The sequence below is a fragment of the Mycolicibacterium sp. P4_G11 genome (assembly GCF_056555145.1).
The window spans coordinates 524,841-536,293 of the sequence record NZ_JBFUJW010000003.1; the positions used below are offsets into that span (position 1 = coordinate 524,841).

The 11,453-nt window shown below is 65.8% G+C and carries 10 protein-coding genes; 5 read left to right on the plus strand and 5 right to left on the minus strand.

Annotation, left to right across the window (positions count from 1 at the left end; translation table 11 throughout):
* Positions 1 to 62: 62 nt before the first annotated feature.
* From AC1U2B_RS08490 to AC1U2B_RS08510, 5 genes are read left to right on the plus strand one after another with little or no spacing between them, the layout of a single operon-like run.
* Positions 63 to 1,271, plus strand: coding sequence for a cytochrome P450 (locus AC1U2B_RS08490; protein ID WP_480216438.1), 1,209 nt, complete (start codon positions 63 to 65; stop codon positions 1,269 to 1,271).
* A 4-nt stretch (positions 1,272 to 1,275) separates the two neighbouring features.
* Positions 1,276 to 2,502 (plus strand): CaiB/BaiF CoA transferase family protein, encoded by a 1,227-nt coding sequence (locus AC1U2B_RS08495; protein ID WP_480216439.1) that lies wholly within the window; start codon positions 1,276 to 1,278, stop codon positions 2,500 to 2,502.
* A complete protein-coding gene (locus AC1U2B_RS08500) occupies positions 2,502 to 3,647 on the plus strand; it encodes a thiolase family protein (RefSeq protein ID WP_480216440.1) in 1,146 nt (381 codons plus the stop codon). Before AC1U2B_RS08495 ends, AC1U2B_RS08500 begins: the two co-directional genes overlap by 1 nt.
* Before the next feature lie 5 nt (positions 3,648 to 3,652).
* Positions 3,653 to 4,417, plus strand: coding sequence for an SDR family oxidoreductase (locus AC1U2B_RS08505; protein WP_480216441.1), 765 nt, complete (start codon positions 3,653 to 3,655; stop codon positions 4,415 to 4,417).
* Positions 4,414 to 5,652, plus strand: coding sequence for an amidohydrolase family protein (locus AC1U2B_RS08510; protein WP_480216442.1), 1,239 nt, complete (start codon positions 4,414 to 4,416; stop codon positions 5,650 to 5,652). Before AC1U2B_RS08505 ends, AC1U2B_RS08510 begins: the two co-directional genes overlap by 4 nt.
* Here the strand turns inward: AC1U2B_RS08510 and AC1U2B_RS08515 are convergent.
* From AC1U2B_RS08515 to AC1U2B_RS08535, 5 genes are read right to left on the minus strand one after another with little or no spacing between them, the layout of a single operon-like run.
* On the minus strand, positions 5,629 to 6,765 hold the full coding sequence (locus AC1U2B_RS08515; RefSeq protein ID WP_480216443.1) for an NAD-dependent epimerase/dehydratase family protein: 1,137 nt from the start codon (positions 6,763 to 6,765) through the stop codon (positions 5,629 to 5,631). The genes AC1U2B_RS08510 and AC1U2B_RS08515 overlap by 24 nt on opposite strands.
* Before the next feature lies 1 nt (position 6,766).
* Positions 6,767 to 7,960 carry an acyl-CoA dehydrogenase family protein gene (locus AC1U2B_RS08520; protein WP_480216444.1) on the minus strand — a complete coding sequence of 398 codons (1,194 nt, stop codon included), beginning with the start codon at positions 7,958 to 7,960 and terminating at the stop codon, positions 6,767 to 6,769.
* A 1-nt stretch (position 7,961) separates the two neighbouring features.
* Entirely contained in the window at positions 7,962 to 9,002 is a 1,041-nt protein-coding gene (locus tag AC1U2B_RS08525; RefSeq protein WP_480216445.1) for an acyl-CoA dehydrogenase family protein, read from the minus strand.
* Positions 9,003 to 9,006: 4 nt separating this feature from the next.
* On the minus strand, positions 9,007 to 9,837 hold the full coding sequence (locus tag AC1U2B_RS08530; RefSeq protein ID WP_480216446.1) for an amidohydrolase family protein: 831 nt from the start codon (positions 9,835 to 9,837) through the stop codon (positions 9,007 to 9,009).
* Complete coding sequence (locus AC1U2B_RS08535; RefSeq protein WP_480216447.1) at positions 9,834 to 11,450, minus strand: acyl-CoA synthetase; 1,617 nt, start codon at positions 11,448 to 11,450, stop codon at positions 9,834 to 9,836. Before AC1U2B_RS08535 ends, AC1U2B_RS08530 begins: the two co-directional genes overlap by 4 nt.
* Between the last annotated feature and the right edge of the window lie 3 nt (positions 11,451 to 11,453).

The window sequence follows — 11,453 nt, forward strand, 5'->3', positions numbered from 1 at the left end:
CGTTGCAACGGTATCTACTGTAAGGTTTACGGTAGCAATAGCCGGATGCCCGTCAGTTTGAGGTGGTGAGTCTCGTTCAGGACGCCGACGTCGACGAGGGTGTCGACCTCCTCCGTGACCCGTACGTCGTATTCGCCCAGAAGCGCAAGGAAGGCGGCGCTTTTCGGGGCAGCGTCATGGACTGGTCGAATACGCCCGAGGAGTTCAAGCCCGCACACATGTACGCCGCGGTGTCGTTCGACGCGGTCAACCGGGTCTTCCGCGACGGCCGGGTCTTCAATTCGCACATCTACGACAGCACCATCGGGCTGTTCATCGGACCCACCATCCTGGCGATGGAGGGCAAGCCACACTGGCAGCACCGCAATCTGGTGTCCGCGGCGTTCAAGTCGAAGTCACTGGCGCGGTGGGAACCCGAGATCGTCCGCCCCGTCGTCAATGAACTCGTCGACGAATTCATCGATGCCGGCACCGCCGATCTGGTCACCGACTTCACCATGGAATTCCCGACCCGCGTCATCTCGAAGCTGTTGGGATTGCCCGAGGCAGACCTCCCCTGGTTCCGGCAGCGCGCGGTCGAACTGATCAGCTACGCCGTCAAGTACCGGCGCGCGTTCGAAGCCTCGGCCGCACTCAAGGACTACTTCCTGCAGCAGATCGAGCAGCGGCGCAGCAATCCCACCGAAGACATCATCGGCGACCTGGTCGCCGCCGAGATCGACGGTGAAAAACTCACAGACGAGGCGATCTACTCGTTCCTGCGGCTCCTACTGCCCGCTGGTCTCGAGACCACCTACCGCTCGTCGGGAAATCTGTTGTACCTGTTGCTGACTCATCGAGAACAGTTCCAGGCGATTCGGGACGATCCCGCGCTCATCGGCGACGCCATCGAAGAGGGCCTGCGGTATGAGACACCGCTGACCACGGTGCAGCGGTACGCGACCGAGGACACCGAACTCGAGGGTGTCGAGGTACCGGCGGGCGCTGTGATCGACGTGTGCATCGGCTCGGCGAACCGCGACGAACACCGGTGGGACCGCGCAGAGGAATTCGACATCTTCCGAAAGCACCTGCCGCACATCTCCTTTGCCGCCGGCGAGCACACCTGTATGGGCCTGCATCTGGCACGTATGGAAACCCGGGTGGCGCTCGAGTGCCTGCTGACGCGTCTGACCGACATCGAGCTCGTCACCGACGACGACCCCCACATCTACGGCCAGCCGTTCCGTTCACCTACGGCACTGCCGGTCAAGTTCAGCGCGGCGGAGTGACGGCATGGTCAAGGTGATGCAAGGCGTTCGCGTCCTCGAGGTCGCGCAATTCACGTTCGTGCCGGCGGCCGGCGCCCTCCTCGCCGACTGGGGCGCCGACGTCATCAAGGTGGAGCACCCGGTGCGCGGCGACACCCAGCGCGGCTTCATCAACATGGGCGGGTTTCAGCTCGACCCCGACCGGCACCCACTCATCGAGCACCCGAACCGCGGCAAGCGCAGCGTCGGCATCGACGTGTCCACCCCCGACGGCCAGGAGGTGCTCTACGAGATCGCCAAGACGGCCGACGTCTTCCTCACCAACTACCTGCCCGCGGCCCGCCAGAAGCACAAATTCGACATCGAGCACATCCGCGCGGTGAACCCCAACATCATCTACGCCCGCGGCAGCGCGTACGGCGATAAAGGTCCTGAACGCGATGTCGGCGGCTTCGACGGCACCGCGTTCTGGACCCGCAGCGGGGTTGGGCATTCACTGACGCCCGAAGGGCTGGGTGGCGCGTTGTCGCAAGGCATTCCGGCGTTCGGCGATTCGATCGGCGGGGCGAACATCGCCGGCGGCATCTCGGCGGCGCTGTTCCACCGCGAGCGCACCAGCGAAGCGGTCGAGCTGGACGTCTCACTGCTGAGCACCGCGTGGTGGGCAGCCGGTGCAAGCATGACGCAGGGCATGGAGACGGGCGAGACGATGCGGTCGCTCCTGCCGGATGACACGGGTCCGAGCGTCAACCCCTTCATGGCCAACTATCTGACGTCGGACGGCGGCACCATCAACCTGTGCATCGTCAGCCCGACCGGCTACATCCGCGATGCCTTCGAGCACCTCGGTCTCGCCGAGCTGGCCGACGACCCGCGCTTCAGCGACGTGCTGCCGCTGATCGAAAATGCCTCGGCGGCTGCAGCTCTCATCAGTGCGGCGATCGGCGGCAAGCCGTTCGACTACTGGCGACAGCACCTCAAGACCATGAAAGGTCAATGGGCGCCGTTCCAGAGCTTCCTCGACCTCGCCACCGACGAACAGGCCATCGCCAACGACATGATCGTCGAAGTCGAGGCCGGGGTCGGTGAGCAGCCGTTCCGGGTGGTCCGCGGGCCGGTGCAGTTCAACCACGAGCCCCTGGAAACGACCCGCGCCCCGCAGGCCTCCGAGCACACCGAGCTCGTCCTGTCCGAACTCGGGATCGACTGGGACCGTATCGAAGCCCTCAAGAAGGCAGGAGCCATCGCCTGATGCACGACGTAGCGATCATAGGTGTCGGCCTGCACCCGTTCGGGCGGTTCGACGGCAAGTCGGCAATGCAGATGGGCGTCGACGCGATCTTCGCCGCCGTCGCCGACGCCGGCGTCGAGTGGAGCGATATCGGCGCCGCGACCGGCGGCAGTTGGACCGTCGCGAATCCCGATGCCATCGTGGGCATGGTGGGCTTGAGCGGCATTCCGTTCACCAACGTGTTCAACGCGTGCGCGACCGCGGCCAGCGCGGTCAAGACGTGTGCCGATGGAATCCGTCTGGGCGACTACGAGATCGGCGTCGCAGTCGGATTGGACAAGCATCCGCGCGGCGCCTTCACCGAAGACCCCGCCCTGGTCGGTATGCCCAGCTGGTACGCCGAGAACGGGCAGTACCTCACCACCCAGTTCTTCGGTATGAAGGCCAACCGGTATCTGAACGACCACGGGATCTCGCAGCAGACGCTGGCCAGGGCCGCAGCCAAGAACTTCCGCAACGGCGCGCTGAATCCGAATGCCTTCCGGCGTAAGCCGATTTCGGAGGAAGACATCCTGGGCTCCGCGATGCTGAACTACCCGCTGACGCAGTACATGTTCTGCGCACCCGATGAGGGCGCCGCCGCGGTGGTGATGTGCCGCGCCGAGATCGCCCACCGGTACACCGATAAGCCCGTCTATCTGCGCGCCGTCGAAATCCGCACCCGGTCGTACGGCACCTACGAGGTGAACACGACCTTTGCGCCCGTCGAGGAAGGCGCGTCCCCGACCGTGTACGCGGCGCGGGCCGCCTTCGAAAAGGCAGATGTCGCACCGGAAGACGTCGACGTGATCCAACTGCAGGACACCGATGCCGGTGCGGAGATCATTCACATGGCCGAGTGCGGATTCTGCGGACACGGAGACCAGGAGAAGCTCCTCGCCGACGGCGCCACCGAAATAGGCGGCAGTATGCCGGTCAACACCGACGGCGGGCTCATCGCCAACGGCGAACCAATCGGCGCATCGGGCCTGCGGCAAATCCACGAATTGGTCCGACAGCTGCGGGGGCAGGCCGGGGACCGCCAGGTGCCCGGCGAGCCGAAAGTCGGCTTCGCGCAGTTATACGGTGCACCCGGCACCGCCGCGGCCACGATTCTCACGAGGTGACAACGATGTCGAGAACGGTAGTGATCGGGGCCTCGAGCGGCCTCGGCCGCTGCATCGGCGTCGGCCTGGCACAGCGCGGCGCGCAGGTCGCGCTGCTGGCGCGGCGCCTGACGCGGCTGGAGAACGCCGCGAAAGAAGCTGGGCCCCAGGCCGTCGCGCTCGAATGCGATGTCACCGACGAAGCGTCGGTGACATCGGCCATCGACGCTGCCGCCGACACCCTGGGCGGCATCGACAACCTCATCTACACCCCCGCCGTCGGCCCCGTGATTCGACTCGTCGACACCGAAGCCGACCTTTGGCGGCGCATCTTCGACACCAACGTGATCGGCGCATCACTCGCGACGACCGCGGCCATCCCCTACCTCACGGCGTCGGCGGGTAAGGCCGTGTACCTGTCCTCGGACGCAGGCACTTTCGGGCCGCCGTGGCCGGGGCTCGGCGCCTACGGGGTGAGCAAGGCGGCACTCGAACGGCTCGTCGACGCCTGGCGGGCCGAGCATCCCGACATCGGCTTCACGTGTCTGATCGTCGGCGAATGCGGTGGCGGCACCGGCGAGGGTCAGACCGGCATGAACGCCGACTGGGACATGGAACTGGCCGCAAAGGCGGTGCCACTGTGGATGTCCGGCGGCTGCCTGCCCGGCAAATTGATGCCGGTCGAAGATCTGGTCAACGTGGTGCACACCATCTTGAACACCAGTTCGTCGACGTCGATGCCCAAGGTGATCGCCCGCGGCGCATCCAAGGGGACGGCGGCCCTGCCATGACGCAATTCCGTACAGCGCCGATCTTCGACGCCGACCAACACATGTATGAGACGGCCGAGGCACTGACCAAATACCTGCCCGAAAAGTACTCACGAGCTGTGCAATTCGCGAAGTTCGGGAAGCAGACCCGCATCGTGATCAACGGCCGGGTCAACGACTTCATCCCGAACCCGACGTTCGAACGCGTCGCCGCACCCGGGGCCCACGAGAAGTTCTTCGCCGGCGAGAACCCCGATGGCCTGACCCTGCGCGAAATGCAGGGCGCCGCAATCGAAGCGCCGACGGCCACCCGCAATCCCGAAGACCGGGTCAAGGAACTCGACCGCCAGGGCGTGCTCGAGGCCTTGAACTACCCGACGCTGGCCAGCCTCATCGAACATGCCACCGCCGACGATCCCGAACTGTCGCTGGCGGTGATCCACGCGCTGAATCAGTGGATGCTCGAGCACTGGACCTTCAACTACGAGGATCGGGTGTACTCGACGCCGATCATCAACCTGTCCGAGGTGGACGGCGCGCAGCGCGAACTCGAGTACCTGCTCGACAACGGCGTACGGGTCGCCCTCATCAAACCGGGACCCGTCAACGGGATTCGTGGTTGGCGCTCCCCCGCCCTACCGGAGTTCGACCCGTTCTGGCGCGACCTGGAGGCCGCGGGCCTGCCGGTCGTGCTGCACGCGAGCTATCCGCCGCTGGATGCATACGTCAACCAGTGGGAACCGCCGCACACCCAGAGCTTCATGGCGCAGAGCGCCTTTCGGTGGATGGTCCTGGGCCACCGCGAGATCGCGGACATGATCACCAGCTTGATCTGTCACGGCACACTGACCCGGTTCCCGAAACTGCGCGTCGCCAGCGTCGAGAACGGCAGCTCGTGGATTCACCCGCTGTTCCACGATTTCGCCGACTTGTACAAGAAGATGCCGCAGAACTTTCCGGAACATCCACACGACGTGTTCCGGCGCAACATCTGGGTGAGCCCGTTCTGGGAGGGCTGCGTCGCGGACGTCGTGAACACCGTCGGATGGGACCGGGTGATGTTCGGGTCGGACTACCCGCACCCCGAAGGCCTCGCCGAACCAAAAGGCTACTGGCACTACGCCGAAGGCATGGACGAGCGACGCACCTACGACTTCATGGGTGACAACGCCCGCCGGTTCATGGGGCTGCCGATCGCCAACCCCGATCCCGCGGCAGTGCGGCCACCGAAGCTAGCGACGTTCGCCGGCTCCTGATCTGGCCTGTCCGCCGGCCAACGCCCCTGGGCCATAGTTCTTCTCGATCAGCGCCCACGGGTCGGCGTAGCGGCCGCGGCGCTCGGCCTTTCGCTGGATCGCGAGCACAGTCCGGATCACCGGGCGGATCACGGGGCCCAGCAGGCGCAGGACCGGGCGGAGACGCCCCAGGGAATCTCCCACCCAGCCCAGCGTCGCGGACCACGAATGTTCCTGGAACTCCAGCAGCTCTTGTGCTTCGGTGGTGTCGAAGAAGCCCGTGAAGCCCCAGCCCCGCTCGTCGTCCGGGTCACCGGGCAGGCTCGCCGACGGACCGAGCCGCCCGACACCGACCGCCTCCATCATGTCGTCCTCGACATCGCGGAATGCATGCATGTGGGTGTCGTCGCCACCGATGAGCAACGTCTTGCCGTTCACCACATCACGACGGTCGACGGCGTTGGCGAAGGCGAGGGCGACATCGCGGGCGTCGACCGTGTGTAGTTGATTGTCCCGCGGTGTCGCGCGCATGAGCACCAGGTAGTCGGCGTTGAAGTTGGCCGAGACATCGGTCGAGATCACTCCACCCAGGCGCAACACCGCGTACGGCAGCCCACTGGCACGTACCACCTCTTCGGCGAGCACCTTGTCCTCGCCATATTGATCGATCGGGTTCACCGGCGTCTGCGCGGTGATGCGTTCGGGATGGGTGTGCCGGTTGCGCGATCCGTAGACCGACGCGCTCGACGCGTCGACGAACAGTGGAGGTTCGGGAAGGGACCGCGCGGCTGCCACCAGGTTGTGGGTCCCGTCCACGTTGATCTTGCGTGCCAGCAACGGGTTTCGGTAGGACGCGGGGGCCAGCATCGCTGCCAGGTGCACGATGGCTGCCGGCTTGTGCCGGCTCACGCACTCGGCGATGGTCTCGGCGTCGAGCAGATCGGCGTACGCGACGATGAGCGTTCCACCGTCTGTTCGGGCCGCGAGCTCGTCTGCGACCACGGCGGTCTTGTCGTTCTGCAGGTCCATCGCGATGACGGTGCGTCCTCGCCTGAGCAAGATCTCGGCACACCGCTTTCCGACTTGCCCGAAGGCGCCGGTGATCAGTACGACGTCGGCAATCTGGTCGCTCACATCATCCTTTCTGTGCACCAACTGGTGCGTAAGCGGGTTTTCCGAGCCCGAGAACGTGCTGGGCGATCATGTTGCGGAACACCTCGAGGGTGCCGCCATAGATGCCGACCAGCGGTGCGAACCGGTACACGTATTCAGCCGCTCCGTCGTCGGCTGCTCCCTCGGTACCGACGGGCAACGCCGACGCCGCTCCGAGGATGTCCATCAGCTCCGGGGAGATGTCCCGCATCGTCTGCGCGAGCGCCACCCGACCGAAGATGCTCGGGGCACTCAGCGCTGCCTCCATACGAGCGGCGCTGCGGCCCAGCCGATATGCCACCGACGCGTCATCGATGAGCCGATGTCCATCGGCGCCCACCGCCGCGGTCCGAGCGGCGACCTTGTCGACAGCGGTGGCCATGAAACCGGCCTGGTGCATCATGATCGACACGTCCTGCAGGCCGTCGGGATCCGCTGCCACGGCACCGTGCTCGGTGTTGAGCGGTTCACGCAGCACCGTCCAGCCACCGTTCACCTCGCCGAGCCGGTAGCGGTCGTCGACGCGTACGTCGCTGTAGTACACGATGTTGGTGCGGTCGCCGTCGACGGTACGGATGCCCTGGATCTCGATGCCCGGTGTATCGAGCGGCACCAGAAACATGGTCAGACTCTGGTGTTTCGGCGCATCGGGATCGGTGTTGGTGATGAGGAAAACGTAGCGGCAGTTGTGCGCGCCGGTGGTGAACATCTTCGATCCATTGATGATCCACCCGACGCCATCGCGCACGGCACGGGTCTTACATGTCGCCACGTCGGAGCCGCCTTCGGGCTCGGTGTAACCCAAGCAGAGCCGGACCTGACCGCTGAACACCCCGGGCAGCACCTCGTCGCGCAGCTCGGGCGATCCGAACGTCGCCACCGAGTGGGCGACCATGGCCGTGGTCCCCCACGTCACCCAGGGCACGTGAAAACGGCGCTTCTCCAGCTGCCAGATCCGCCGGCGTACCCGGCTGAAACCGCCGTCGGCCTCCGACTTCCATTCGGCCTCGAGGTATCCGGCGGCGCCCAACGCGAGATGCACGCCCTCATCGAAGTTGTCGCCGGTTTCCCGGTCACGGCGGATCACCTCGTCGGTGACGACGGTGCGCAACAGCTTTCGAACCTCGTCGCGGAACGCCCGGTCCTCATCCGACAATTCGACCGTCGAGAAATCCACGTCAGCTCACCCTTTCGCGTTGCGCGAGAATCGCGCCGATGCGCCTTGCGGTGGCCCCGGGATCGCCTGCTGCCAGCGCCCACCCGCGCGCTCGCACGAGATAAGCAGTGGCAGCGGCTTCTTCGGACACCCCCAGCCCGCCTTGCACGTGCACGGCCATCGTCGCCGCGCGGGGCGCCTCGTCGGCCATGAACACGAACGCCGCCGGTGCCAGCTCCGGCCTCGCGTCCGGTTCGTTGTCGAGGAACCACGCCGCCCGCCGCGCCAGGTTCCGGCCACTCTGCACCACGATTGCCATGTTGGCCAACGGATGCGAAATCGCTTGCAACGAACCGATCGGCACCCCCAAGGTGAAGCGGGTCTTCGCAAACTCCGCCGCGATGGTCATGGTCGCCTCGACCAGTCCCACGAGCGCCGCGGCGGTCAGCAGCCGCCATTCATCGAGCGCCCGTTGATATTCCGCGCAGGCAGCCGGGCCACTCGCCACCACAGTCCTGGCGTCGGCAGCGTCGGGGTCGATCCAGGCCATGGGCAGCCGACCGATGTTGTCGACCCTCGCCGGCCGGATAGCGTAGGTGAGCCGCACGATGTCCTCACCGTCCCGCAGCAGAATGTGCTCGACGACCGAACCGGCCGGAATCAGCAGTGAGCCAGGCAGGTTGTCCTGGACCGGGTCGAACCCGACCAATTGCCTGCCGCTGACGACGTCGGCTTCCAACGCGCCGAATCGCCCGAGCAGCCGCGCCGCGCAGACATGGTCGATCCAGGGCACCGGCGCCAGGACCCGGCCGATCTCCTCGGCCACCAGCGTCAAGTCGACGAGGGTCGCTCCGTCGCCGCCCACTGACTCGGGCAAAGCCATGGTCGTTGCACCCATGCCGCACAACCGTTCCCACAGACTCTTGTCGAACCCCGACTCTTCGGCAGCACGCACCACCTCGATGGGGCAGTGTGCCGTGAAGAACTCGCGGTACGCCGCCTGCAGCGCTTGGTGATCCGATGACAGGCTGTAGTCCAGCCTGCGCAGCTCGTAGCGGTCCATGGCCTCAGTTCTCCCGGTTTCCGAAGAAGAAGTCGTTCGCGTTGGCGTAGAGGTAGTTCTCCAGCACGTCCGGCGGCAGGTCGAGCGCCAGCGCCTCGGGGACGACGCGACTCATCTTCAGCACCGGCCAGTCCGATGCGTAGATCACCTTGTCGCGGCCGCGGGTGCGCATGTAGTGCAGCAAGCTGTCGGGCAGGCGCTTCGGTGACCAGGCCGACGTCATCAGCCGAAGGTTGTCGTATTTGATGAGCAGCCGAATCGCGATGTCCCACCATGGATCCGCGCCGTGGATCATGCACAACTTCAGTTCGGGGAAGCGCACACACACCCGATCCAGATGGATGGGGTTCTGTACCTCGCCGGGGATCGGTGGGCCGGGGAGGCCGGTGTTGACGCAGAGCGGGAGCTCCAGTTCGGCGCACTTGGTGTAGAGCGGGTAGTACACGGCGTCACTCGGCGGATACTGTCCGTCACCCCAAAAGCTCGGTCCGACAACCGCATACGCGACCGGGAGGTTCGCCGCAGCTGCGGCCAGTTCGCGCAATGACGGGATCGGACGCAGCAGGTTGACTCCACCCAGCGCCAGGGCGAACCGATCCGGCTGTGCCTCAACAAATTTGCGTGCGGTCACCGACGGACTCGCCAGGTTGTCCATCAGGATGGCCTTGGCGACCCCCTGAGCGTCCATCTCGTCGAGCAGCCCCGACAGCTCGACCGGCGCGAACATGGAGTCGGGGCCCTTGAAATAGTCGTCCCGCACTTTGACCATCCACGACGGCTGCCGTTCGGTCTCCCCGAAGTGCACGTTGACCAGGCAGTCGATTGCTCTTGTCATGTCATCACCCGCCCGTCGGAAACTCTCTTGGCCCAGCGGTAGTCGGCTTTGCCGTTGCCCAGCCGGCGTATCTGGTCGACGAAGAGGAACTCTTTCGGGACTTTGAATCCGGCGAGGCGCGCCGCACAGGACGCGTGCAAGTCCTCGCGTGTCACGTCGCCCTGGTCGTGGACGGCGACCAGGGCGACGACTTCCTCGCCCCACCGCTCGCTCGGCCTGCCGACGACCAGGGCGTCGGCGACGCCTGGGTGCGCCCGCAGCACCTGTTCGACCTCTTCGACGAACACCTTCTCCCCGCCGGTGTTGACCACCAACGAATCCCGGCCGAACAGTTCGAGCGTGCCATCGGCGGCGAGCCGGCCGCGGTCGCCGGAGATCACCACGCGACGACCATCGATCTCGGGAAAGGTCTTGCAGGTGGCTTCCGGATCGTCGAAGTACCCGAGTGGGATGCGGCCATCACGGGCCACCCAGCCGATCTCCGGGTCACCGGGGAGCAGGAAGCGGTGCAGGTCGGCCGCCACCACCGAGGCGCCGGCCCGCAGCTCGAAAGTGTCCTTGTGATTGTCGCGCCGGCTGCGACCGAACCCGACGTTTCCCGTCTCTGACGATCCGTACCCATTGACCACGGTGATGTTCGGCAGCAGTTCCAGCAGCGCCCGTTGGTGTTTCGGATTCGTCGCCGCACCTCCGCTCGCGACCGCGGACAGCGACGACAGATCGTAGGGGTGCCGTTGCAGCTCCGCCACCAGGGGTCCCGCGTACGCGTCGCCGACCATCGTCATCATGCCCACCTGCTCGCGCTCGGCGGTCTCCAAGACGGTGCGCGCGTCGAACGCGGCTCGATTGTCGTAGAGCACCACGGTCTGGCCGCTGAGCACTGCCGCAAGTGTGGTCCAGAGTCCGGCCGCGTGCATGAGCGGTGACACGGCGAACCACGGCGGACCGCAGTGGCGCACCTTCTCGTGGATCTCCGCGGCGGACGAATGGTCGGCGCCGTTCATCGACACGACGTACGTGTCGCCCTGGCGCCACATCACCCCTTTCGGGCGTCCGGTGGTGCCGCCGGTGCAGATCATCAGTACGTCGTCGGGACTCGGTTCGATACCGGCATCCGGGTCCCCTTGTCCAAGTGCGTCATTCAAGGTCATGGCGCCAGGCAGTTCGGGCGCCGAGCTGCCGTCGTCGACCGAGATCAGCAGGTCCGGACGAACAGCGGGCAGTACGTCGGCGAACTTGGCGCCCAGTGACCGGTGGTAGATGACCCCGCGCGGCTTGAGGTAGTCGAGCAGCTCGTGGACTTCTGTGGGCGTGTACTGGTGATTGACATTGACGGGGACAACCCGCGCCTTCAGACAGCCGAGCAGCATGTCTGGGTACAGATCGTTGTGCATGATCAGCGCGACCCGATCCTGGCCACACTCCCAGCGCTGCAGGCTCTGTCGTTCTCGGTGAACCCCAAAACCCTTGCCGGCCAGGAAGTTCGCCAGCAGCCGGGTGCGGTCGGCAACCTGCGCATAGGTGCTGCGGCGCTCACCGCAGACCGTCATCAGGCGGTCCGGTACCGCGTCCGCGATGGCGTCGAGGACGGCGCCGAGGGTCCATTCGCTCACGAC

Excerpts from the sequence above, each read along its gene's own strand:
- AC1U2B_RS08505 (WP_480216441.1), top strand. The coding sequence starts at position 3,653 with ATGTCGAGAACGGTAGTGATCGGGGCCTCGAGCGGCCTCGGCCGCTGC.
- AC1U2B_RS08525 (WP_480216445.1), bottom strand. The coding sequence starts at position 9,002 with ATGGACCGCTACGAGCTGCGCAGGCTGGACTACAGCCTGTCATCGGAT.
- AC1U2B_RS08510 (WP_480216442.1), top strand. The coding sequence starts at position 4,414 with ATGACGCAATTCCGTACAGCGCCGATCTTCGACGCCGACCAACACATG.
- AC1U2B_RS08500 (WP_480216440.1), top strand. The coding sequence starts at position 2,502 with ATGCACGACGTAGCGATCATAGGTGTCGGCCTGCACCCGTTCGGGCGG.
- AC1U2B_RS08495 (WP_480216439.1), top strand. The coding sequence starts at position 1,276 with ATGGTCAAGGTGATGCAAGGCGTTCGCGTCCTCGAGGTCGCGCAATTC.
- AC1U2B_RS08530 (WP_480216446.1), bottom strand. The coding sequence starts at position 9,837 with ATGACAAGAGCAATCGACTGCCTGGTCAACGTGCACTTCGGGGAGACC.